Genomic DNA, 23,577 nt, shown 5'->3' on the forward strand with positions numbered 1-23,577 from the left:
GTCGCGGCGAGAAAGGCACCGGGTCAGGCTGCCCCCGCCGTGCGCACTGTCCAAGCGTATTCGAAGGCCGTCTGGCGCCACCGGTCGTAGCGGCCGGACACTCCCCCGTGCCCAGCGGACATCTCGGTCTTGAGCAGGAACTCCCCACCCGTGGCCGTGGCGCGAAGCTTGGCGATCCACTTGGCGGGCTCCACGTAGAGCACCCGGGTGTCATTGAACGAGGTCACGGCGAGAATGTTGGGGTAGCGCTTGGCCTCGATGTTCTCATAGGGCGCGTAGGAGGCCATGTATTCATAGACCTCCTGGTCGTGGAAGGGGTTGCCCCATTCGTCCCATTCGGTGACGGTGAGGGGGAGCTCGGGCTTGAGCATCGATGTCAGCGGGTCAACGAAGGGGACGATGGCCTGGACGCCGACGAAGCGGTCGGCGGCGAGGTTGGCCACCGCGCCCACGAGCAGGCCACCGGCGGAGCCACCTTCGGCGACGAGTCGGTCGGGTGCGGTGAGGCCTGTTGAGATGAGCTCATCCGCGCAGGCAATGAAGTCGGTGAACGTGTTTTTCTTGCTTAGTTGCTTGCCGTTGTCGTACCAGCCGCGGCCCATTTCGCCGCCGCCGCGCACGTGCGCCACGGCGAAGATCATGCCGCGGTCCATGACGGACAGGCGCGAGACGGAGAAGCTGGGGTCGACGCTGCTTTCATAGGAACCGTAGCCGTAGAGCACGGCCGCGCGGGGCGCCGACAGGTCGAGATCGGCGCGGTGAACCACGGAGATTGGGATCTGCTCGCCATCGGGGGCGGTGGCCCACAGGCGGTAGGCGGTGTACTCACTGCGGTCGTAGCCGCCCACCACCTCCTGCTCTTTGAGCAGGGTGCGCTCGCCGGTGGCCACGCGGTAGTCGTAGATGCGCGCGGGAGTGGTGAAGCTGCCGTAGGACAGGCGGATGATGGGGGCATCCCATTCGGGGTTGCCGCCGAAGCCGGCGGTGTAAAGCTCTTCGTCGAAGGCGAGTTCCTCGAAGCGACCGTAGGCGCCGTCCACCAGTTCCATGACGGACAGGCGCCCGATGGCGCCGCGTCGATAAGCAGCAACGATGAAGTCGCGATAGGTGTCCACGCCCTCGATGCGACTGTCCGGGCGGTGCGGGATGAGGACGGTGAGCTCGCGCAGTGGCGGCAGGTCAGCAACGCTGCACTCGCCGACCTCGAAGTTCGGGCCGGTCGCATTGTGGGTGACTATCCAGCGGCTCTGCCCCTCGATGACGGCGTGATCGACGCTGTACTCCACGCCGGTTTCGCGCGGCCACAGGACCTCGAACTCGCCCTCGGGGTTGTCCAGGGCGAGGACGCGGGTTTCGGACGTGACCTTGGACGCGGCCTCGATGATGAGGTAGTTCTCACAGCGGGTCGAACCGACGCCGGTGAAGAAGTGCTCGTCCTCCTCGCGGAACACGCACACATCCTCCGAGGCGTCGGTGCCGATGCGGTGGCGCCACACGGTATCCGGGCGCCACGCTTCGTCGACGCGCTGGTAGAACAGGTACTCCTCCCCCGCCCAGGTCGCGCCGTAGAAGATGCCGGTCAGGCGGTCCGGGAGGAGCTCACCGGTCTCGAGGTCGAGGACGAACAGGTCAAAGCGTTCATCGCCGGCGGTGTCCACGGAGTAGGCCAGGTAGCGGCCGGACGTGGTCACCGAGGAGGCCCCGAGGGAGAAGAACTCATGTCCCTCGGCCAGCTCGTTGAGGTCGAGGAGCACCTGCTCGCCCTCGACCGCGCCCTCCTCCGGGATGACGGGAGCCACCCACGGATCCTGCCCCTCAGCGACGGGGATGCGGCAGCTCAGGCCGTAGTTCTTCCCCTCGATCGTGCGGCCGTAGTACCAATAGTTCCCGGCGCGCACGGGCACCGACATATCGGTTTCCTTGATGCGCGATTTGATCTCCCCGTAGATCTCCTCCGTCAGATCCTCCAGGTCAGCCGTCCGCTCCTTGGTGTAGGCGTTCTCTGCCTCCAGGTACTCGGTCGTTTCGGCGGATTCCTTGTCCCGCAACCATTCATAATCATCAACGAAGGTGTGCCCGTGGAACTCGCGGGCAACGGGGTGGCGGGGGGCGATGGGCGGCTGCAAACTCATGGTGTCCGATGGTAGCCGCCGGTTGCTGGGGTTAGACGCAGGAGCCTACCCAGGTGCAGAATTTGCTTCCCGATAGCCGCTCGTAGGCCTCGATGTAGCGCTCGCGGGTCGCCTCGACGACTGATCCGGGCAGTGCCGGCGGCGGGGTGTCGCCGTCCACCTTCCAGCCCGACTTCGGGCCGGTCAGCCAGTTGCGCACGTACTGCTTGTCAAAGCTCGGCTGCACTTGCCCCTCCTCATAGGAGGAGGCCGGCCAGTAGCGGGAAGAATCGGGGGTGAGTACTTCATCGGCGAGCACCAGCGTGCCGTCCTCGTCCACGCCGAATTCGAACTTGGTGTCCGCGAGGATGATCCCCTTCGCCTCCGCTAGCGCGGCGGCCTCGGCGTAGATGTTCAAGGTGGCATCGCGCAGTTCGTTCGCCCGGGTTTCACCCAGCTTGTCGACGACCGCGTCAAAGCTCACGTTTTCATCGTGGTCACCGAGCTCCGCCTTGGTGGCGGGGGTAAAGATCGGCTCCGGCAGCTTCGACGCTTCTGTCAGCCCTTCCGGCAATGGCACGCCACATACGGTGCCGTTCTCTCGGTATTCCTTGAGCCCCGACCCGGTGAGGTAGCCGCGCGCCACGCATTCGAAGGGGAGCATCTTCAGCTTCTTCACCACGAGTGCCCGTCCCAGGACTTCCTCGGGGATTCGCGGGTCATCCACGGGGCCGGCGAGGTGGTTGGGGAAGTCGATGGTGTTGAAGAAGTACACGCTCATTGCCGTGAGCACCCGCCCCTTGTCGGGGATCTCCGGATCGAGGATGTGGTCGTATGCGGAGATGCGATCGGAGACGACCATGAGAAGGGTGTCGTCGTCGACCTCGTAGATTTCCCGGACTTTGCCTGCGGAAAGATGGTTGTAGTCGGAAAGCTCAGGGCGCATGATAAGGCAGTGTAGACCTGCGCAAGGTCGTTGGGAAATGCTCGTTAGAGGATCTCGCCGGGACGGTAGGAGGCGGCCTGTGGGTGCATCTGCACGAGTGCCTCCACGCGGCTGACCACCCGGGCCACCTGGGACTCTGCGGCGCCGATAAACGCGTGCTTATCCGCCAGCGCGGCATCGAGGTCCTCCCGCGTCATGGGCAGGCGCTCATCCGCCGCGAGGCGCTCAATGAGGTCCTGCTCGCCGCCGTTTTCGCGCATGTTCAACGCCACGGCCACAGCGTTTTCCTTAATCACCTCGTGCGCTGTTTCACGCCCCACCCCGGCGCGCACCGCGGCCATGAGAATGCGGGTCGTGGCCAGGAACGGCAGGTAGCGTTCCAACTCGCGATCAATCATGGCCGGGAAAGCCCCGAACTCATCGAGGACCGTGAGGAATGTCTCGAACATGCCGTCCAGCGCGAAGAAAGCATCGGGCAGCGCGACGCGACGGATGACGGAACAGAACACATCGCCTTCGTTCCACTGCTGGCCCGCCAGGTCAGCCACCATCGTGAGGTAGCCACGCAGGATAACCTGCAGGCCGCCAACGCGCTCGCAGGAACGGGCGTTCATCTTGTGCGGCATCGCCGAGGAACCGACCTGGCCCTCCTTGAATCCCTCCGTCACGGTCTCATTGCCTGCCATGAGGCGGATGGTGTGCGCCAACGACGACGGGCCCGCGCCCAATTGCACCAGTGCAGAAACAGCATCGAAGTCGAGGGAGCGCGGGTAGATCTGCCCCACCGAATCAAACATGCGGTGAAATCCCAAGTAATCAGCGATCGAGGTTTCCAACGATGCCAGCTTGGACTCGTTGCCGCCCATGAGGTCGAGCATGTCCTGCGAGGTACCCATCGGCCCCTTGATGCCGCGCAGCGGGTAGCGCTCCAGCAGGTCCTCGGTGCGCTCAATGGCCACCAGCATCTCGTCGGCCGCGCTGGCGAACCGCTTTCCCAAGGTCGTGGCCTGGGCGGCGACGTTGTGGGAGCGACCGGCCATCACCAGCGACTGGTACTCGCTGGCGCGGCTGGCGATGCGTGCCACCACGGCCACCGCCTTGCCGTGCACCAATTCCAGCGACTGGAAGATCTGCAGCTGCTCCACGTTTTCCGTGAGGTCACGGGAGGTCATGCCCTTGTGAATGTGCTCGTGCCCGGCGAGGTCGTTGAACTCCTCAATGCGGGCCTTCACGTCGTGGCGGGTGATCCGTTCGCGGTCCGCGATGGACTGCAGATCTACCTGCTCAACGACGGCCTCATATGCCGAGATCGCCTCCGCCGGGATGTCCACGCCCAGGTCGCGCTGTGCCTTCATCACCGCGATCCACAGCTGCCGCTCGAGGATGATCTTGTGCTCGGCGCTCCACAGTTCAGTCAGCTCGGCGGATGCGTAGCGGTTGGACAGGACGTTGGCGATCTTCTTCTTTTCAGACACGCCCCCGATTATCGCACGGAAACCGCTAGTTCCGTTCTAGGTAGGCTCCCAGGCGCCGACATGCCTCTCGGGTGTCTGCCTCCGGCGCGCACAAGGATAGGCGGACCCACTGATGGCCATGAATCGGGTCGAAATCGATGCCCGGGGCGAAGGCCACCCCGATCTCGTCGACGAGCTCGTGGCACCAGGCCTCCGAGTCGGCGGTGACGTGGGAGACATCCACCCAGAAGTAGAGGCCACCGTCGGGGTTGGCGAAGCGGGTAAATCCGAGGCGGGGTAGTTCTTCCAGCAGCACCTCTCGCGCGGCGGCGTAGCGCGTGATGTGCTGATCAAGTTCCTCCCTGGCGGCGGTGGAGAAGGCGGCCTGCCCGGCGCTCTGCGAAATCGCCGGGGCACACAGTGCCAGCGAGGCCTGGAGGTTTTCTAACGGAGTGACCAGTTCATCGGGGACGATGAGCCAGCCGATCCGCCAGCCGGTCATGGAGAAGTACTTCGACAGGGTGCCCACCACGATGGCCTGGTCGGAGAATTGGCGGGCGGTGGCCAGGGGTCGGCCGAAGCTCATGCCGTGGTAGTCCTCGTCGGAGATCAACGCGGCATCGTTGGCGTCGCACCAGTGGGCGATGCGCTCCAGCTCCTCCGGGTCAATGATGGTGCCGGAGGGGTTGCCCGGGGAGGTGACGATGACGGCCTTCGGGCGGTCCTCAGCCGGCAGCGCCTCGAGCATCGCGGCCGTCGGCTGGAAGCGGGTGGATTCATCACATTCCAGGTCGATGATCCGGGCGCCGAGGGATTCAAGAATGTTGCGGTAGGCCGGGTAGCCCGGGCAGCTCAAGGCCACGGCGTCGCCATGGTCCAGAACGGCGAGAAACGCCGCGACGAAACCACCCGAGGAACCAGTGGTGACGATGACGTTGGCGGCAGAGGTGTCCACGCCATACGTCGAGGAATGCCACCCGGCGATCGTGTCGCGCAGATCGCGGTCGCCGATGACCTCGGTATAACCCAGGGTTGACGCCCCCAAGGCCTCCGCCGCCGCATCCACGACCACCGCGGGAGCACCCGTCGCAGGCTGTCCCGCGCACAGCATGATCGTGTCTTTGCCTTCCCGACGCCGCCGGTGCACCAGGTCCAGCATCTGCATGACCCGGAAAGGTTGGACGTGGGCGCGCTGGCTGAGAAGACTCATACCCTTATCTCACCCTGCACGGCTGGCAGCGCGATGTCGCGGCGGTAGAAGGAACTATCGAGGTCAATGTTGGCGATGGTGGCGTAGGCATCCGCGCGCGCATCCTCGAGGGTCGGACCCACGCCGAGGATATTGAGCACCCGGCCACCACTAGACACGAGGGTGCCGTCCGCAGTGCGGGCGGTGCCTGCGTGGAGGACCCGGGCGGCGTCGAAAAGCATCTCTCCACTGATCTCATCGCCGGTGCGCGGCGACTCCGGATAGCCCGCGGCGGCGAGCACGACCGTGAGGGCGTAGGCATCCGACCAGGTCAGTGGCGGCAACTGCGCCAGGGTGCCGTTGGCCACGGCGGCCAGGACGGTGGCCAGCGGGGACTCCAGCAACGCCAGGACGGCCTGAGTTTCCGGATCACCAAAGCGGGCATTGAACTCCACGACCCAGGGGCCATCGGTGTCCCAGGCCAGACCGGCGTAGAGGAGACCGGAGTAAGGAGTGCCGCGCCTGACCATCTCGCGGGCGACGGGCACGCAGACCTCGTCGACGATGCGCTGCACGCCATCGGCCGGCAACCACGGCAGCGGCGTGTACGCGCCCATGCCGCCAGTGTTGGGGCCCTCATCGTTGTCGAAGGCGCGCTTGTGATCTTGCGCGGGCAGCAACGGGACCACCGTCTCACCATCGACCAGGCAAAACAGCGACACCTCCGGCCCGGAGAGGAAAGACTCCAACAGCACGGGGTTGCCCAGGGAATGCACGGCGCGGACATGCTCCAAGGCCGCCTCACGGGAAGGCGTCACCACCACGCCCTTGCCACCGGCCAGGCCATCATCCTTGACCACCCAGGTCGGGCCGAAACGATCAATCGCCGCCTCGATCTCGGACTCAGACGCGCCCGGGAGGACCTGCTCCGCCTGCGCGGTCTTCACGCCCGCGGCCTCCATGACCTCCTTGGCAAACTTCTTCGACCCCTCCAGCTGCGCCGCCGCCTTGCTCGGGCCGAACACCGCGAACCCAGCCGCACGCAGATCATCCGCCACGCCCGCGACGAGGGGGATCTCCGGGCCGATGACCACCAGATCAGCCTCGATCGAGGTAGCCAGCGCCACCATCGCCGCACCATCATCCACCGCCCCGGCCGAAGAGTGCACCGTGGCTAAGTCCGCCATCCCGCCGTTTCCGGGGGTGACGTGAAGCTCAGTGGTGGCGGGGTCCGCTGCCAGGCCCTTCAGGAGGGCGTGTTCGCGGCCGCCCGATCCGATCACGAGAATGCGCATGGGGTGCAGTCTAATCGGTAGCCCTCCCAACCGCGCCGACTACTAACCCACGCAGGTAGCCTAGGTTCCATGAGTAGCGTGTTCACCAAAATTATCAATGGCGAGCTGCCCGGCCGCTTCGTTTACCGCGACGACCAGGTCGTGGCCTTTCTCACCATTGAGCCTCTGCGATACGGCCACGTCCTCGTCGTCCCCATCAAGGAGGTCGACCGGTGGACCGATCTCCCGCCGATGCTGTGGATGGCCCTCAACGATGTCGCCCAGAACGTCGGCCGCGCCGTGCAAGAGGCGTTCGACGCTCCCCGCGCCGGCTACGTCATCGCCGGATTCGACGTCCCCCACGCCCACATCCACGTCTTCCCCACCGACCGGATGAGCGACTACGACTTCTCCCAGGCCCTGGCCATGGATGCCACCGACCCGGCCCAGATGGACGCCGCCGCCACGAAGATTCGCGCGATCCTCGACACCGATGAGAACGGACTGCCCCTCTGACGTTCCTGCGCTGGGTCCCCCACCGCGGGCGCTTGCCGGACTTTCCCGAGTTCCCTGGCACGCCCGTCGTGCTCGTCCACGGCCTGATGGGCTCGCCGGGCAACTTCGAACGCACCGCCCGCGCCCTCATCGCCCGTCGCATCCCCGTCGTCGCGCCAGCCTACGGCCGCCGCGGCACCGTCTCCTTGGATGACTCTTTAACAGAGCTTATCGACGCCCTCCCTCCCGCAGCTCCCTTCGACATCGTCGGCCATTCCCTCGGCGCCCTCCTGGGGCTGCGGATTGCGCACCGCTTCCCCGGCAAGGTCCGCACGTTGGTCGGCCTGGGCGCCACGTTCCGTGGCTTACCCAACCCGCCCAACCAGCTCTTTTCCCTCAGCGCCCGTGCCTTCCTGGGCCGCGGCGCCACCGAGTTGATGCGCCCCATCGAGGCCACCGAACCAGCCGGTACTCGCGTCGTCTCCATCATCTCCGACCGCGACCACTACGTCCCCCGCTCCTCCAGCGAACTCGGCGAGATCATCAACGTCCACGGCATCCGCCACGAATACCTCCCCGGCCTCGCCGACGAGACCATCCAGGCCCTGCGATGGACCCCATAGAACACACCGCCCGCGTCGACGGCGTGGAGTACCACTTCGCCTGGCCCGCCGACCGCACGCTTCTCGACGCCCTCCTCGACCACGCCATCCCCGCCTACTACTCCTGCATGGAAGGTCACTGCGGCACCTGCCAATGCACCCTCACCGGCGGCGCATCAACCATGGACAACAACGAGGTCCTCTCCCCCTACGAGATCAAGCACGAAGACCAAACTCTCGCCTGCCAAACCCGGCGGAAGGACGACGGGCCCTACCGGGTGGAGTTTGAGTGACCAATGTGGGTTACCCGAGGATGTCGCGGCGGGATAGCACCCAGGCGGTGATGCCAACGAGAACTATCGACAGACCCCACAAGAGCGCGAGCCCACCCCAGTCGAAGCCCTCTGCGAGCGGGTCGCGGCCAAACGCCCAGTAATAAGGAGAGAAGATGGTTAACCAATCCAGGTTGTCACTCGTGCCGCCGACTGTGTTGAGACCGTAGCCGACCACCGCGATGCCTGCTCCGGCACCGATGGCCCAGGAGCGACGCCCCGTCATCGCCCCGAATGCCAGAGCGGCGAGCCCCGACACGAGACCGAGGGAGACCCAGGCAAGGGTGGTAGCCAGGAGGTTTGCTCCGGACAGATCGAGTTCGGCCGGGGTATTGAGCACGAAGATCAGCAGGAATGCCACGGCACCGAGAGCGAGCATTTTGACGATGAGCGCGGCTGCGCTTTCGAGCGCGTACTGCGTGCGCCCGACGGCATGGGCAAGAGTGAGCTCGAGCCTCCCGGATTCCTCGGTACCCGCGATGAATGCTGAGCCCCAAGAGATACTGGCGATCGCCGCAAGCACGAACCCGAGCAAGCCGAAGAACGCCGCTTGGGTATAGCCAGCGCCGCTGGCGATCTGATCGAACCCAAGTGCGTTGACCAGTTCGGACGGGAGGCCGTCAATCAACTGCGCGAGATCTGGAGACTGCAACGAGGGGAACAACGGCAGATACAGGCCGATCACCACCGCGATGCCGACCGACCATCCAAGTTGCCCGCGCCAGCCGTCCACCAGGTGCCGGGAGAAGATCGGAGCTGCCGCTTTGGAAACGCGAGTGTTCATTGTTGTAGTCATGGGGTGCCGTCCTTTCGTGTGTAGAGATCGAGGATCGACTCTTCGAGGTCTGGTTCTTCGATCGTGAGGTCACGCACAGTGAACTGCGCAAGAGCTTTCACCACCGGATCGGCTTCGCCTCGGAGGGTGGCCGTGATCCGCACTAAACCACCCGAAGCAGTCGGTTCCGTGACGAGGTCATCCACTGTTGGCACGGCCGACAGCGTAGCCCTCACCGTGTCGGTGGTGGCTTCAGCAAGCACGGCGCGCAGGTGGGAAACGCTGGAGAGCCGCAGCGACGACACGTCGCCGTGGGCCACAATCTTGCCCCCGGCGAGCACCGCCACGTCATCGGCCGTGTGCTGAATCTCCGTCAGGATGTGCGAACTGAGCAGAACCGATTGGCCCGCCTCGCGTGCCTCCCGCACCATCGCCAGGAATTCCCGTTGGATCAGAGGGTCCAGGCCACTGGTCGGCTCGTCGAGGATCAACAACTCGGGACGGTGCATGAAGGCTTGGATCAGCCCCAGCTTCTGCCGGTTCCCCTTCGACAACGCACGCACTGGCCGGTTGAGATCAAGATCCAGCCGTTCAGCCAGCGATTCGATCATGCCCGGCTCGACCGGGCCGCTGATCTGAGCCAGATGGCGCAAGAGGGTGCCGCCCTGGATGCGTTCGGCCAGCTTCAACTCACCAGGCAGGTAGCCGATCCGACGCCGCAGCGCCGTACCCGAACTCCGCGGTGCGCGACCGAGGACCAACAATTCGCCAGCGGTAGGACGGATGATGTCTACCAGCATCCGCAACACCGTCGTCTTGCCCGCACCATTCGGGCCAATCAACCCGAACACCGAGCCTTGGTCGACGCGCAGGCTGATTCCATCGACGGCGAGATGCTTTCCGTATTTCTTCTGCAACTCTCGTGTCTCAATAACAGCGCTCATGTCTGAGATCCCTTTCCTTCGTCAGGTACGGCCTCGCTCTGTCCGGCGAGGGCATTTCGAGCCGCCGTCAGCAGCTCCGAGTTGGCATAGAGACCCTCGGTGAAGATCTCGAGTGTCGGGAGCGTGAGCCGTGCCGCGCCCTCAGCGGAGAAGGGGTCAGCCCCCAAGGCCTGTGCGAAGCGATCGCGGACGAGGAACTGCGAAATTCCAAACACGGTCACCAGCATCGCGGTCGCCTCAGGGTCAGACGCAGGCATGATCGACCCAGTCTCACGCCCAAGGGCCAGGTTCCGCTCCGTGCTCGCCACTAGTCGGGTAAACAGTTCGTCACCGGCCTTACCCGGTTCGACCAGTAGACGCGCAAGGTAGCTAAACTTCGGCCCCGCGCTCGTCGCTTCGGCCAGTAGCGCCTGCACCAAGTCCGCGGAGGGAGTCTCCGCTGAGGCGAATCGCTCATCAATCAGCTTCGCGATCACATACTCGTCGCAGACGCGCCGCAACTCATCCTTCGACCCGAAGTGGTGGATCACCAGACCAGGGCTAACCCCGGCGGATTCCGCGATCGCCTTCACGCTCGTCTTGTGGAACCCCCGTTCCGCGAACAACTCGATCGCCGCGTCTCGGATCCGGGCGCGCCCCGTCAAATCGGAGGGCTCAGATACTGAATGCATAGTTAGTAGACTAAACGGCCATTCAGCTCCTAGTCAAGACCTCGTCCCGCCTCCTGGTTCAATACCGAAATACTTGCAACCGTGCACACTTCTCGTCATGGGCGAATGCCGTGTGATATCACCACGTCGAGGTCACTCCCGTTGAGCCCTGCAGAACGGTTGAAGGAGCCCTTTCCGGAGCGTGAAATCACCCGAGGCGTCACCGAGCAAACGCCCAAAGGAGGGCAAGTTTGCGGAACCGCCCGTAACCGTCGCTGGCCATCCCTATTGTTATATTCATGGACCTCACTCCCCGCCTTCACCCCAATCCCGAGCTTGCGGAGGGCGAAGCCCGCCCGACGATTCTCAACGCTTACTTCGGTCGATTCGGTGGCCAGTTCGTACCGCCCATGCTGCTGCCAGTTCTCGACGAGCTGGAACGCGCCTACGCCGTAGCTCTGGAGGATCCCCAGTTCCACGCCGAGTTGGACAAGCTGTACCGCTCCTATCTCGGCCGGCCCACTCCGATCACGGAGCTGGTCAACTTGCCGCGGGAGGGGAAGGCCCAGATCTTCCTCAAGCGTGAGGATCTTGTTCACGGTGGCGCCCACAAGGGTAACCAGGTGATGGCGCAGGCCTTGCTGGCTAAGCGCCTGGGTAAGACTCGACTCATCGCGGAGACCGGCGCTGGCCAGCACGGCACCGCCACGGCGATGGCGGCCGCCCGCTTTGGCATGAGCTGCACCATCTACATGGGCGCCCGCGACATCGCCCGCCAAACCGCCAACGTCTACCGCATGCGCCTCATGGGCGCGGAGGTCGTCGCCGTCAATGAAGACGGAGGCAATGGGCTGCAAAATGCTGTCGACGTCGCCCTCATGGACTGGGTGGAGTCCTACGACACCACCCACTACCTGCTGGGAACTGCTGCCGGTCCGCACCCCTTCCCCAGCTTGGTCAAGGAGTACCACCGGATCATCTCCAAGGAATCCCGCGCCCAGATCCAGGAGGAGACGGGCAGGCTTCCCGACGCCGTCATCGCCGCGGTCGGCGGCGGCTCCAATGCCATCGGCGCCTTCGCGGAGTACTACGACGATAAGGACGTCCAGCTCATTGGCGTCGAGCCCGCCGGCGAGGGACTCGATACCGGCAAGCACGGCGCCCCGCTGGAACGGGGTCGCGAAGGCATCCTCCACGGCTCGCGGTCGTATGTCATGCTCGGCGAGGGCGACGAGGACGTGCTCAACTCCCATTCCATTTCCGCTGGTCTGGATTACCCGGGCGTGGGCCCGGAACACGCGTGGTTGCTGGAGACCGGCCGGGCACAGTACGTCGGGGCTACCGATGCCGAGGCTCTCCAGGCCTTCCGGCTGCTCACTCGCTACGAGGGCATCATTCCGGCTCTTGAGTCTTCGCATGCTCTAGCGCACGCACTCAAGCTGGCCGAAGGCTCGACCGAGGAAAAGATCTACTTGGTCAATCTCTCCGGGCGAGGCGATAAGGACCTCAACTACGTGCGCCGACTGTTGGGTGACGCCGCAGATGAGGATCCGATGGTCCACCGCGTTGATGCTCCCAACGTCGCCGGTGCCATCGCTGACTTGGAGGCGGAACTAGAAGCCGAGCAGGGTTAGTCCGCCATCCGCGGCAGCCGAACGATGAACTCGCTGCCCTCGCCGGGAACAGAGCTCACGGAAATGGTGCCGCGGTGGGCTTCGACGAGGGATTTGGTGATGGCCAGGCCGAGGCCGGAGCCGCCGGAGGCTCGGGAGCGGGAGGCGTCTTCGCGGTAGAAGCGTTCGAAGATGTGGCTGGCGACGTCTGGGGGCATGCCGCGGCCGTCGTCACGCACGCTGACTAAGACGTCGTTCCCGTCGAGGGAGAGCTCGATGGAGACTGCGGCGGATTCGCCGCCGTGGATGAGCCCGTTGGAGACGAGGTTGAGTAGGACTTGGTGGAGGCGGGCGGCGTCGCCTTCGACGATGGGGATGGAGGAGGTGGAGTTGATGACGGCGACGGAGCGGCCGGGGAAGGCGGCGCGCGCGGAGCTGGCAACGGCGAGGGAGGTTTCCAGCAGGTCAACCTTGGCGCGTTCTAAACGGGCACCTTCGGCTCGAGTGAGGGCGAGCAGGTCTTCGACGAGCAGGCTCATGCGTTGGGATTCGGCGTCGATTTTGCGGAAGACCAGGTCCACGTTATCGGTGGCGCCGGAGCGGTAGAGCTCGGTGTAGCCACGCACGGAGGTCAGCGGGGTGCGCAGTTCGTGGGAGGCGTCGCCGACAAAGCGACGCATTTGGGCTTCCTTTTCTTGCGCCGATTCGATGGAGTCTTGGAGTTGGCCGAGCATGATGTTGAGCGCGTAGGCGAGTTGGCCGACTTCGGTGCCGCGGGGCCATTGGGGGACGCGTCGGTCGAGGTCGCCGTCGGCGATGGCTTTCGCGGTGCGTTCGACTTCGCGCAGGGGTGCCATGGCTTGGCGGATGAAGTAGTAGCCCAGGAGCGCGAGGATCGCGAGGACGAGCAGGCTGATGACGGCTTGGACCATCGCCAGGCCAAGCAGGAGGGTGTGCTCGCCTTCCAAGGTGCGGGCGACGACTGTGGTCACGCCGTTTTCTCGGAAGGAGATGGCGCGGAAGCTCTCGTTGCTGGAGGAGTGGATCGTCCGCGGCGGCCCTTCCACTTCCAGGCCGGTCAGGTCGAGGCTGGGTCCGGGGTCGTTGAAGATGACGCTGGAGCCGTCATCGAAAAGCTTGAGCACCACGTAGTCCGACGGCGGGCGCGGGCCTCGGTCGGCGTTGAAGATGCCTTCGTTCCGAGCCCAGCCGCTGGCGGAGTTGATGAGTTCGTCGTCGACCTGGGCGTAGGTGACCTCGCGCATGATGGAGGAGACCGCCACCGAGCTGCCCGCCAGGCCTAGACCGGAGATGAGGACAATGATGATGACGAGCCAGGTCCGCAGGGGCAGATCGCGGTGGCCGAGGCGGAAGTTCCAGGTCGTCGATTCTGCTGTGAGGTCGCCGCGCCCGTAATCGGTTCCGGTTTCTGAGGCCGGGTAGGGCGGGATAGTCACTGGCGTGGTGTCCGCAGGACGTACCCGACTCCTCGGACGGTCTGGATAAGCGGGACGTCGCCGGTATCAACTTTGCGGCGCAGGTAGGAGATGTAGGATTCGACGACGTTGCCGTCGCCGCCGAAGTCGTAGTGCCAGACGTTGTCGAGGATCTTCGACTTGGACAGCACAACCTCGGCGTTGAGCAGCAGGTAGCGCAGGAGGTTGAATTCGGTGGGTGAGAGCTCGACGACCTTGCCGGCCTTGATCACCTCGTGGGTCTCATTGTTGAGGGTGAGGTCGGCGTAGCTGATCGTGGCGTCGTCGCTGGCGTTGTCCACGAGGTGGCCGCGGCGGAGGATAACCCGCAGGCGGGTGATCACCTCCTCGAGGGAAAACGGCTTGGTCACGTAGTCATCCGCGCCGATGGTGAGGCCGTGGATCCGGTTTTCTACCGCGTCCTTGGCGGTGAGGTAGAGCACCGGACCATCGAGGCCTTCAGAACGGAGCTTGCCCAGCAGCTCAAAGCCGTCCATGCCGGGCATCATCACATCGAGGATGTAGGCATCGGGGTTGAACTCCCGGGCAATGCGGAGGGCTTCGGTCCCAGAGCTGGCGGTGCGCACTTCGAAGCCTTGGAATTTCAGGCTTACGGTGAGCAGCTCAACGATGTTGGGTTCGTCATCAACGACGAGGACCTTCACTTCGGGCTGGATTTCGTTCATGTTCTCCATTGTCCATCACTTTCACAGTCGATGCCTCGATTGAACTCGATGGCTCTTCGACTGCCCTGGGTGAACTCTGGGAATTAGCTGACTACCATTCGACGGACGCCAGGTCGACGCCCTCCTTCTCCGCTTGGGCCTCCACCAGTGCCAACAGGTAATCCGCATGACCCTGATAGGTCTCGTTGAAGCGCTCGTCACAGGTGTACATCCGCGCCAGGAGCACCTGCTTCGCCGGCGTCATGTCGTACCATTGCGCGATGCTGGCCCGATGCTTATCGACGATCGCGGTCGCCTCCGCCGTTCCCGGCGCGACGCCGCGCGCTGCGGCGTCGGCAAGCATCGCGACAAACGCGTCTTGCTCCTCTTTAACGGCCACCCAGTCCTCACGGGTCATGTCCGCCTGCTTGGCTTGGGCCTGCTCCCACTCCGGGGTGTTACCCCAGCGCTCCTCGGCTTCCTGCTGGTAGCCGGGCCACTCCTTGCCGAACAGCTCGATCTTTTCTTCCATGCTCATGGTGTCTCCTCCTTCGAGAAGGTTGTCCACTGCCCGGACCATCCGGTGCAGGTGACCGATTTTCTCCACGAGGACCACGCGCTGACGGTGCAGCTTCTCGGCTGCGGTGCCGGGGACGTCGATAAGCTCGGCGATCTCCTTGAGTGGCAGGCCCGCCTCGCGGTAGACGAGGATCTGCAGGGCCCGATCGAGGTCCTCGTCGGTGTAGAGCCGGTGGTCGGCGCTAGTGCGCCAGCCGGGGACTAACAACCCGATGTGGTCCCAATGCCGCAGCGTGCGGGTGGTGATGTTGAGGATGTCAGCGGCGTCGCTGATGTGATAATCGGTCACAAGAAACACTCTGCTCGTTGACGTCGCGTCAAGCGCAACCCCTAGTTTTTCCCGCGGGCCGCGACGACCCATCGGCTGCCGTCGGAGACCTCGACCTCGTCGACGAGGTTGAGCACGGGGCAGACATGGTTGGGAATGACGTCGACCTCCTCGCCGATTGCTGGGAGAGGCTCGCCGGGCGGCCAGGCGACGGTGCCGTGGTGTTCGGACACGGCCGTCACCCGCGCATCGGGCACGCCCATGATCCGGCCGAACCCGCTGGCCCAGGCTGGGCGATCAGAGCCCAGAATCTTGGAACCGGCGTCGAGGATGACCTGGTGGAGGTCCACCCGGCGCGAGACCACCGTTGCCCGGACGGTCAGCGCAATGTCCTCCCACCCGCAGGTGCCAAGTTCGAGCTGCTGGGCATCGTTGAACACGTAGACGCCGGGGCGCAGCTCGGTGAGCACTGTTGCATCCGCCGCGCGGGCGGAGGGAGTAGATCCACCGGAGAGGATCAGGTCGCGGATGCCCAGATCTCGCAGGATTTCGCCCGCTTGGCTTAGGGCCGCGGCTTCGTCCGAGGCAGCCGTTTGTCCCGGTTGGTAGGAATGCCCGGGAAAGGTGAAGGCACCACGCACCTCCAGGCCGAGGTCAAGAATCTGGCGGGCCAGCGCATCGACCTCCTCCACGGGGACGCCGGAGCGGTGGTGACCGGAATCGACTTCGATGAGAAGGGGAACGGGGGCGTCGATAAGCGAGAGGCGGGAAGCCGCCTCGATGGAGTCGCAGCCGACGGTGAGCGAGACTCGCCTGGACAGGGCGGCGAGGCGATCGTCGGCCCACAGGGGATAGGCGATGAAGATGTCGTCGGTGACGTCGGCGAAGACTTCGGCCTCGCCGACCGTGGCCACCGTCAGTCCGCGCGCCCCAGCCGCCAGTTGCAAGCGGGCGATCTCGGGGATCTTGTGCGTTTTCACGTGCGGGCGCAGCGGGATCTCCGAGGCCGCCATGCTCGCGATGTTCGCGCGCAGGCGGTCGAGGTCGATGCGGACGACGGGGGTCACGGGGCTAGTAGCGTTCGATGGTCGCGGCCGCGCCGATGTTGCGGAGGTTGGCGCGCGCGAGATCGACCATGCGGCCGACGCCACCGCCGAAGACAGTGCGGGTGGCTGCGCGGGAGAAGCCGATGAGCATCTCCCACGTGATGTTCGGCGGGATCGACAGCGCGTTGGCATCGGTGACGATATCGATGAGCACCGGGCCAGGCTCCGCCAGCGCCGCCTGGAGCTGCTTGCGCATCTTCTTCGGATCCTCAATGCGCACGGACTTGATCCCCATGGCGGCGGCGATATCGGCGTAGTTGACGTGCTCGTGGTCGGTGCCGAACTCGGGCATGCCGGCGACGAGCATTTCCAGCTTGACCATGCCGAGGGAGGAGTTGTTGAACACGATCGTCTTGATCGGCAGGTCATGGAGCTTGACGGTGAGCAGCTCGCCGAGGAGCATGGCCAGGCCGCCGTCGCCGGAGAACGTGACCACCTGGCGGTCGCGGTCGGCGAACTGGGCGCCGATGGCCTGCGGGAGGGCGTTGGCCATCGTTCCGTGGCGGAAAGAGCCAACTTCTTCTCGACGCCCATTCGGCGTCAGGTAGCGCGCCGCCCACACGTTGCACATGCCTGTGTCGACGGTGAAGATGGCGTCTTCGTCCGCCAGCTCATCGATGAGCGAGGCGGCGAACTCGGGGTGGATGGGCTTGTGCTTTTCGGCGTTGGAGCCATAAGCATCGATGACGCCGCCGAGGATCTTGGCGTGGTTGCGCAGCTGCTTGTCCAGGAACTCTCGGCCCTTTTCCTCCACGTGCGGCAGGATGTTTTCGATCGTGGCGGCGACATCACCCACCACGGGGTACTTGATGGTGGTGCGGCGGCCGATGTGGGACGCATCAATATCAACCTGGGCGACGTTCTTGGACGGCAGGAAATCCGAGTAGGGGAAGTCGGTGCCCAGCAGAATGAGCAGATCAGCCTCGTGGGTGGCGTCGTAGCAGGCGCCGTACCCCAGCAGGCCGGACATGCCGACGTCGAAGGGGTTGTCGTACTGGATGTACATCTTGCCGCCGAAGGCATGTCCAATGGGGGACTTAATCTTCTCCGCCAGGGCGAGAACCTGCTCGCGGGCATTCTTCACCCCAGCGCCACAGAAGAGGGCGACAGAGTCCGCCTCGTTGATGGCCTTGACCAGGGCGGCGGCCTCAGCGGGGTCCGGGAAGACGATCGGCTGCCCCGTCGCAATCTTCGAATCGAGGAACATCTGATCGCCAGCTTCGGCGGCCGCGATGTCGCCGGGGATAACGAGGACTGAGACGCCCTTGCCCGCCATCGTGGACTGGATAGCGTGGTGCAGGATGCGGGCGCCCTGGTTCGCCGAGTTCACCATCTCGCAGTAGCCGGAGCACTCCTGGAAAATCTGCTCGGGATGGGTCTCCTGGAAGAAGTGCGAACCAATCTGGTTGCTGGGGATGTGGGAGGCGATGGCTAAGACCTTGGCGCCATTGCGGTTGGAGTCATACAAACCCTGAATGAGGTGAGTGTTGCCCGGGCCGCAGGAGCCGGCACACACGGCGAGCTTTCCGGTAATGAGGGATTCCGCCCCGGCAGCGAACGCGGCGGCCTCCTCATTGCGAACGTGTACCCATTCGATCTCGGAGTCGCGGATCGCGTCGACGATGGGGTTGAGGCTATCGCCCACGACGCCGTAGATTCGCTGCACTCCTTCCCGCTCGAGGGTGCTGATCAACTGTCGTGCGAAAGTGTTTTCCATGGCACCGAAGGTACCCGTGGTCACATTTTCCCGCAGGGAGGATTTTGAAACTGTAACAAACGTTCGGTACAGTTACGCGCCGTGAGTACCGCATTACAACGTTGGACATTCCTGCTCGTTATCTCGCTTGGCCTGCTCATGATCGGCGTGGATAACTCAATTCTCTATACCGCTTTGCCGGAGCTGCGCGAGCAACTCCACATGAATGATGCCCAGGGCCTGTGGGTTATCAATGCCTACCCTCTGGTCCTCGCGGGCCTGCTGCTGGGCACCGGCACGCTCGGCGACCGGATCGGGCATCGCCTCATGTTCATCGTCGGCCTCGTCGTCTTCGGCGTCGCCTCCCTCGCCGCCGCCTTCGCTCCCGACGCCTGGCTGCTCGTCGCCGCCCGCGCCTTCCTCGGCTTCGGCGCCGCCGTCATGATGCCCGCCACCCTCGCACTCATCCGCATCACGTTCACCGATGAGCGCGAGCGCAACACCGCCATCGGCGTGTGGGGCTCGGTCGCCGTGCTCGGCGCCGCAGCGGGACCGGTCGTCGGCGGCCTCCTCCTCGAGCACTTCTGGTGGGGCTCCATCTTCCTCATCAACGTCCCCATCGTCATCATCGCGCTCGTGGCCACCGTCGTCGTCGCCCCGGCCAACATGCCGAACCCGGACAAGCACTGGGACGCCATCTCCTCGCTCTATGCCCTCTTCGCCCTGTCAGGCCTGGTCATGACCATCAAGGAGACCGCCAACCCCGACCGCAAGTGGTGGCTACTGTCCGCGGCCCTCGTCATCGGCATCGCCGGCGCCATCGCCTTCACCCGCCGCCAACGCCGCCTCGCCGATCCGCTCCTGGCCTTCGATATCTTCCGCTCCCGGATCTTCTCCGGCGGTGTCCTGGCCGCCGGTGGTGCGATGTTCGCCGTCGCCGGCCTGGAGTTGCTGACCACGCAGCGCTTCCAAATCTCCCTGGACTACTCCCCACTGGAGGCAGGCCTCCTCGTCATCGCCGTCACCGTCGCCGCCTTCCCCTTCTCCATCCTCGGCGGCGCGTTCCTCCACCGCGTTGGCTTCATTCCCCTCATCACCGGCGGGTTCATCGCCGTGGCCCTGGGCGTGAGCCTGGCCATCTACTTCGGCACCGCGGACATCATGCCGGGCTTCGTCGCCTCACTCGCCCTCGTCGGCGCGGGCGCCGGCTCCATCATGTCGGTCTCCTCCACCGCCATCGTCGGTTCCGCCCCGGTTCGCCGCGCGGGCATGGCCGCCGGTGTGGAAGAGGTCTCCTACGAGTTCGGCACCCTGCTCTCGGTCGCAGTCTTGGGCAGCCTCCTGCCGGTGCTCACCCTGTCCACCGGGTCCTACGACACGGCATACTTCCGAATCTTGGTCGTCCTCGCCGCCGTCGCCGCCCTCTGTGCCGTGGTCACCGGCTGGTGCTTCCGCGGCAACCCCAAGGGAGCGGGTAATGCGCACTAGCAAACGCGACGTCATCATTCAGGGCGCCATCGGCATCATCGAAGCCCGCGGCGTGGACGCGGTCAGCTACGAGTCCCTCGCCGACGCATCCGGCTTGTCCAAATCCGGCATCATCTATCACTTTCCCTCCCGTCTGGAGCTGCTACGCGGGATCATCCAGCACTTCATTGACACCTGGGAGGCTGAGTTGGAGGAGATCGCCGGGGCACCGGCCTCCGAGCTCAGCGATACCCAGCGCCTTCGGGCCGTTGTGCAGAGCATGGGTGGTAACGCCGAACGCGCCGAACTGCTCATGTGCATCGAGTCCCGCGCCCACGACGGCCTGCCTGACCTGTGGGAAAGCATGGAAAGCCAGTGGATGACGGTCGCCCCGGAAAGCGAACTGTATCCGTTCCTCCTCATGGCCTATGGCCTGTGGGCGCATGATCACGTCCATCACAACACTCTGACGCTTGAGCAACGAACTCATCTCGTGGACTCGATCCTGCGCCAAATCCCGGAGTAGCCCTTAAGCTTCCCAGCATGAACCACGTTCGCACCGACCGGGTGACGGTTACTTCCTGGGCATTCTGGGACTGGGGTTCGGCTGCGTTCAATGCCGTCCTGGTCACCTTCATCTTCGCCGTCTACCTCACCGATTCGGTGGGAACGACGATCGATTCCGCCTTCACCCCCACCCAGCTGTACGGCTGGGCGATGGCCGTGGCGGGCGTGCTCATTGCGGTTGTTGCCCCCGTCATGGGTCAGCGTTCCGATATCCGTGGCACCCGCCGCCGCTCCCTCGCGGTGTGGACATTCGTCACCGTCGCGCTCATGGCTTCGCTGTTCGCCGTACGTAATGATGCCCCGATCTACTTCTGGCTCGGCCTGCTCATCATGGCGGTCGCTTCGGTGGTTTTCGAGTTCGCCGAAGTGAACTATTTCGCGCAGCTCAACCAGATCTCCACGCCCGAAACCGTCGGCCGGGTCTCTGGTTTCGGCTGGGGCATGGGCTACGCCGGCGGCATCGTACTACTGCTGACCTGCTACATCGGCTTCATCGCCGGGGATGGCGGCCTGTTCCACATCCCCACCGACGGCGGCCTCAACGTCCGCTTGGTGGCGGTCTTCGCCGCCATCTGGTTCGGCGTTTTCGCCATTCCGGTCCTCCTCCGCGTCCCCGAGATCCCGCCCTCCGGCGCGCCCGAAACCCGCGGCGTCCTCAATGCTTATCGACGTCTCTTCAGCACCATCCGCGACCTCTGGCACGTTGACCGCAATGCGGTCTTCTTCCTCGTCTCCTCCGCCGTCTTCCGCGACGGATTAGCTGGCGTGTTCACCTTCGGCGCCATCCTCGCCGTCACCGTCTACGGGCTCTCCCCCGGCGACGTCCTCCTCTTCGGCGTCGCAGCCAACGTCGCCGCCGCCATCGGCGCGATGCTCGGCGGCTGGCTCGATGACAAGATCGGCCCCAAGCCCATCATTCTCGCCTCTTTGGCCCTCATGATCGGTGCCTCCGCCGTGCTCTACTTCGTCGACGGCCCCCGCATGTTCTGGATCTTTGGCCTGGCCCTGTGCCTGTTCGTCGGCCCCGCCCAATCAGCCGCCCGCTCATTCCTCTCCCGCGTCGCCCCCTTGGGCACCGAGGGCCAACTCTTCGGCCTCTACGTCACCACCGGGCGCGCGGTGTCCTGGCTCTCCCCCGCCCTGTTCGGGCTCTTCGTTTCCCTCGGCGGGGGCAGCGACCGGGTGGGCATCCTCGGCATCGGACTCGTGCTCCTCGTCGGAGCACTCCTTCTGCTACCGGTGGCGGACCCTACACGTCGCGCGCGACCAGTTCTTCCAGCGGCGTAGGCGAAATGAGGTAGGGCGCCACCTCAAGAACCGTGAACGCACCCGACTGGCCAGCCTCCTTCAACCGGTGCGCGGCCCGCGAATACGCGAGGGCCACCGCCGCCGTGAAATCCGGGTTCCGATCCAGCTCCAACGTGTACTCGATCGTCTCCGTAAACCCACCCGTATCACCGGCGGTAATAACGTGCCCGCCATGCGGCATGCCAGTGTGCTCGGCGTCGAAGGTCGCCTCATCGATGAAGTTCACCTCGACCTCATAGCCCACGAAATAATCCGGCATCGTGCGAATCTCATGCTCAATCCGCTCCCGATCCGCCTCATCCGCCACAACAAAGCAACGCCGCAAGTGTGCCTGTTTACCCGTCAACTCTCCTGCCTCGCCCCGCCGCGCAGCGGCGAGGGCCTCGGGAGAAGGAATGGTGTACTGAACTGCCTTGTGGACACCAGCGATGCGTCGTAAAGCATCCGAATGACCCTGCGACAACCCCGGACCCCAAAACGTGTGCTGCGCCGCCCCCGGCAAAATCGCCGACGCCATCGTGCGATTGAGCGAAAACATCCCCGGATCCCAACCCGTAGACACAATCGCGACAGTGCCATTCTCCCGCGCAATCTCATTCATCTGCGCCCGGTGCCGCGGCACATCACGGTGATTATCGTAGGTATCCACCGTATTCGCGTAACGAATGAACTCCGGCGCCTGCTCCGGGATATCCGTCGCCGAACCCAGACACAACACCGCGACATCAAACTCATCGACGTACTTGCGGAAGTCCGCGACCGGCCACACCTGTGCGTCCGTATCCAACGACTGACGCCTCGAAAACACCCCCGCGACACTCATATCCGGCTGCGCCTTCACGAGCTTCTCCACCGATTTGCCCAGGTTGCCATACCCAACAATCGCGATCCTGATATCTGCCATGTGCTGCTCCTTGCCAAGGTGTGGGGACTAGTTTGTCGACTACCAGGATGACACACTTAGCTGCTTCGGCGAGCGGGAATTACAGGCCAAGCCGCCTACGGTTCCGACGTCTGCGCATACCCTCCCGAAAGGGCGCCTGTTCAGCTCCCAACTCCGCATACGCCCGCATTTCTGACGCCTCCTCCTCAACGCCCACACCACGCTCAACCAGCCAACTGATGAGGTCCGACGCCGACGCGTTCTTAGGCAAAGGCCCATCGGGCAGGGTGGCGATCCGGGCTCGGAGGTCCTCGGACAGGGTGACTGAGGTTCGCTCGGGTATTGCGAAGGTCATACCGTTAGCGTATCCGCTGGTGGCCCATTTTCAATACCAAAATTTCGGAAGCTCTCACCCGATGCATTGTCACGGTACAAGGTCAATTGGTGCGATCGGATGGCCTACATAGATTCTCTAGAATGCGCCGAGGTGCTTCGCGTTTCCGCAGGTCGTGGAAAACCGGGCTATGCATTCTAGAGAATCTATGTTGATCGCGACGCCCTGATCGCGACATCAGCCTGCAACGAACCAGACGAGACCTTGATCAGCATCTACACCACTCACTCCCTTAATCACTCAACGTCACTCGATCGCACTGGATCCTTCAGATACAAGCGGTAGAGCCGATCGACCTCGAATCCAGACAGCTCTTCCCCGATGAGGCGAGCGATCTCATCGCCGTCCTTCGCCCATGACTCCCGATCGAATCCGTATCTCCACGAGGGGGAGGATGTCTCGGGCGCATCGGCATAATTCAGCCGCCACTGGTCTATCCAGAGTCGTAATGCCGCCGTGAGATCCTCGCTGAATTGGAAGTGCGTGGGGGTCAGTAGCTCCCCTGCCTTCGGGGCGCTCAGGGGAGAATCTGACCAGAGTCCCCAAGCCGAGCCGTAGTCCGGGCACAGGGTGATCCGGCCTGACTCTTCAGATGCTATTGGCATTGTCCCTCATTGCTGATCAAACAGTGGCGTAACCCGGCAGGGTGCCAAAATTCTCTAAGATACATCGGGCTGCTTCACGTTTCCGCAGGTCGCGGAAAATCGGAATTTACATTCTAGAGAATTTTGGCACTCGCGACGCCCTGATCGCGACGGGCTCCTCGCGACGCCAGCCCCCGACC

At 64.3% G+C, this 23,577-nt stretch carries 23 protein-coding genes; 7 read left to right on the forward strand and 16 right to left on the reverse strand.

Annotated elements, in window-relative coordinates:
- Positions 1-23: 23 nt before the first annotated feature.
- Genes CTEST_RS11145 through purD form a run of 5 tightly spaced genes read right to left on the reverse strand, consistent with a single transcriptional unit; the run spans position 24 to position 6,995 of the window.
- Positions 24-2,132: a S9 family peptidase gene (locus CTEST_RS11145; RefSeq protein ID WP_047253786.1), complete on the reverse strand. Its 2,109-nt coding sequence runs from the start codon at positions 2,130-2,132 to the stop codon at positions 24-26.
- Positions 2,133-2,163: 31 nt separating this feature from the next.
- Positions 2,164-3,057, reverse strand: coding sequence for a phosphoribosylaminoimidazolesuccinocarboxamide synthase (locus CTEST_RS11150; protein WP_047253787.1), 894 nt, complete (start codon positions 3,055-3,057; stop codon positions 2,164-2,166).
- A 44-nt stretch (positions 3,058-3,101) separates the two neighbouring features.
- Entirely contained in the window at positions 3,102-4,541 is a 1,440-nt protein-coding gene (gene purB, locus CTEST_RS11155) for an adenylosuccinate lyase (protein ID WP_201774849.1), read from the reverse strand.
- 16 nt (positions 4,542-4,557) lie between these two features.
- A complete protein-coding gene (locus CTEST_RS11160) occupies positions 4,558-5,676 on the reverse strand; it encodes a pyridoxal phosphate-dependent aminotransferase (protein ID WP_047254429.1) in 1,119 nt (372 codons plus the stop codon).
- 41 nt (positions 5,677-5,717) lie between these two features.
- Positions 5,718-6,995: a phosphoribosylamine--glycine ligase gene (gene purD, locus CTEST_RS11165; protein ID WP_047253789.1), complete on the reverse strand. Its 1,278-nt coding sequence runs from the start codon at positions 6,993-6,995 to the stop codon at positions 5,718-5,720.
- A 69-nt stretch (positions 6,996-7,064) separates the two neighbouring features.
- On the opposite strand from purD, the gene CTEST_RS11170 reads away from it, so the two are divergent.
- Genes CTEST_RS11170 through CTEST_RS11180 form a run of 3 tightly spaced genes read left to right on the forward strand, consistent with a single transcriptional unit; the run spans position 7,065 to position 8,364 of the window.
- A complete protein-coding gene (locus tag CTEST_RS11170; protein ID WP_047253790.1) occupies positions 7,065-7,490 on the forward strand; it encodes an HIT family protein in 426 nt (141 codons plus the stop codon).
- Positions 7,491-7,522: 32 nt separating this feature from the next.
- The gene (locus CTEST_RS11175; RefSeq protein ID WP_236686089.1) at positions 7,523-8,092 is read left to right on the forward strand and encodes an esterase/lipase family protein; all 570 of its coding nucleotides are present in this window, start codon (positions 7,523-7,525) and stop codon (positions 8,090-8,092) included.
- Entirely contained in the window at positions 8,080-8,364 is a 285-nt protein-coding gene (locus CTEST_RS11180) for a 2Fe-2S iron-sulfur cluster-binding protein (RefSeq protein ID WP_047253792.1), read from the forward strand. Before CTEST_RS11175 ends, CTEST_RS11180 begins: the two co-directional genes overlap by 13 nt.
- Before the next feature lie 10 nt (positions 8,365-8,374).
- Here CTEST_RS11180 and CTEST_RS11185 read toward each other — a convergent pair whose 3' ends face one another.
- From CTEST_RS11185 to CTEST_RS11195, 3 genes are read right to left on the reverse strand one after another with little or no spacing between them, the layout of a single operon-like run.
- A complete protein-coding gene (locus CTEST_RS11185) occupies positions 8,375-9,199 on the reverse strand; it encodes an ABC transporter permease subunit (RefSeq protein WP_047253793.1) in 825 nt (274 codons plus the stop codon).
- Positions 9,196-10,122: an ABC transporter ATP-binding protein gene (locus tag CTEST_RS11190; RefSeq protein WP_047253794.1), complete on the reverse strand. Its 927-nt coding sequence runs from the start codon at positions 10,120-10,122 to the stop codon at positions 9,196-9,198. The genes CTEST_RS11185 and CTEST_RS11190 overlap by 4 nt, the downstream gene beginning before the upstream one ends.
- Positions 10,119-10,793: a TetR/AcrR family transcriptional regulator gene (locus CTEST_RS11195; protein WP_047253795.1), complete on the reverse strand. Its 675-nt coding sequence runs from the start codon at positions 10,791-10,793 to the stop codon at positions 10,119-10,121. Before CTEST_RS11195 ends, CTEST_RS11190 begins: the two co-directional genes overlap by 4 nt.
- A gap of 278 nt (positions 10,794-11,071) precedes the next feature.
- Here CTEST_RS11195 and trpB point away from each other — a divergent pair, with 278 nt between their 5' ends.
- On the forward strand, positions 11,072-12,406 hold the full coding sequence (trpB, locus tag CTEST_RS11200; RefSeq protein ID WP_047253796.1) for a tryptophan synthase subunit beta: 1,335 nt from the start codon (positions 11,072-11,074) through the stop codon (positions 12,404-12,406).
- Here the strand turns inward: trpB and CTEST_RS11205 are convergent.
- From CTEST_RS11205 to CTEST_RS11225, 5 genes are all read right to left on the reverse strand, one after another.
- Positions 12,403-13,737: a sensor histidine kinase gene (locus CTEST_RS11205; RefSeq protein ID WP_047254430.1), complete on the reverse strand. Its 1,335-nt coding sequence runs from the start codon at positions 13,735-13,737 to the stop codon at positions 12,403-12,405. The two genes, trpB and CTEST_RS11205, sit on opposite strands and share 4 nt — an antisense overlap.
- 101 nt (positions 13,738-13,838) lie before the next feature.
- The gene (locus CTEST_RS11210) at positions 13,839-14,555 is read right to left on the reverse strand and encodes a response regulator transcription factor (protein WP_047253797.1); all 717 of its coding nucleotides are present in this window, start codon (positions 14,553-14,555) and stop codon (positions 13,839-13,841) included.
- Positions 14,556-14,637: 82 nt separating this feature from the next.
- Positions 14,638-15,393 carry a MerR family transcriptional regulator gene (locus CTEST_RS11215; protein ID WP_047253798.1) on the reverse strand — a complete coding sequence of 252 codons (756 nt, stop codon included), beginning with the start codon at positions 15,391-15,393 and terminating at the stop codon, positions 14,638-14,640.
- Positions 15,394-15,434: 41 nt separating this feature from the next.
- On the reverse strand, positions 15,435-16,439 hold the full coding sequence (locus CTEST_RS11220; RefSeq protein ID WP_047253799.1) for an alanine racemase: 1,005 nt from the start codon (positions 16,437-16,439) through the stop codon (positions 15,435-15,437).
- 4 nt (positions 16,440-16,443) lie between these two features.
- Positions 16,444-18,195 carry a pyruvate dehydrogenase gene (locus tag CTEST_RS11225; RefSeq protein WP_047254431.1) on the reverse strand — a complete coding sequence of 584 codons (1,752 nt, stop codon included), beginning with the start codon at positions 18,193-18,195 and terminating at the stop codon, positions 16,444-16,446.
- 81 nt (positions 18,196-18,276) lie between these two features.
- Here CTEST_RS11225 and CTEST_RS11230 point away from each other — a divergent pair, with 81 nt between their 5' ends.
- Genes CTEST_RS11230 through CTEST_RS11240 form a run of 3 tightly spaced genes read left to right on the forward strand, consistent with a single transcriptional unit; the run spans position 18,277 to position 21,495 of the window.
- On the forward strand, positions 18,277-19,662 hold the full coding sequence (locus CTEST_RS11230) for an MFS transporter (RefSeq protein ID WP_047253800.1): 1,386 nt from the start codon (positions 18,277-18,279) through the stop codon (positions 19,660-19,662).
- Positions 19,652-20,167 carry a TetR/AcrR family transcriptional regulator gene (locus CTEST_RS11235; protein WP_047253801.1) on the forward strand — a complete coding sequence of 172 codons (516 nt, stop codon included), beginning with the start codon at positions 19,652-19,654 and terminating at the stop codon, positions 20,165-20,167. Before CTEST_RS11230 ends, CTEST_RS11235 begins: the two co-directional genes overlap by 11 nt.
- A 17-nt stretch (positions 20,168-20,184) precedes the next feature.
- Positions 20,185-21,495, forward strand: coding sequence for an MFS transporter (locus CTEST_RS11240; RefSeq protein WP_047253802.1), 1,311 nt, complete (start codon positions 20,185-20,187; stop codon positions 21,493-21,495).
- Here the strand turns inward: CTEST_RS11240 and CTEST_RS11245 are convergent.
- The 3 genes from CTEST_RS11245 to CTEST_RS11255 form a co-directional block, all read right to left on the reverse strand.
- Positions 21,458-22,420, reverse strand: coding sequence for a diaminopimelate dehydrogenase (locus CTEST_RS11245; RefSeq protein WP_047253803.1), 963 nt, complete (start codon positions 22,418-22,420; stop codon positions 21,458-21,460). The two genes, CTEST_RS11240 and CTEST_RS11245, sit on opposite strands and share 38 nt — an antisense overlap.
- Before the next feature lie 79 nt (positions 22,421-22,499).
- A complete protein-coding gene (locus CTEST_RS11250) occupies positions 22,500-22,754 on the reverse strand; it encodes a hypothetical protein (RefSeq protein WP_047253804.1) in 255 nt (84 codons plus the stop codon).
- A 275-nt stretch (positions 22,755-23,029) separates the two neighbouring features.
- Complete coding sequence (locus CTEST_RS11255; RefSeq protein ID WP_052844386.1) at positions 23,030-23,398, reverse strand: hypothetical protein; 369 nt, start codon at positions 23,396-23,398, stop codon at positions 23,030-23,032.
- Positions 23,399-23,577: the final 179 nt, after the last annotated feature.

This window comes from Corynebacterium testudinoris (genome assembly GCF_001021045.1).
Classification (GTDB): Bacteria; Actinomycetota; Actinomycetes; order Mycobacteriales; family Mycobacteriaceae; genus Corynebacterium; species Corynebacterium testudinoris.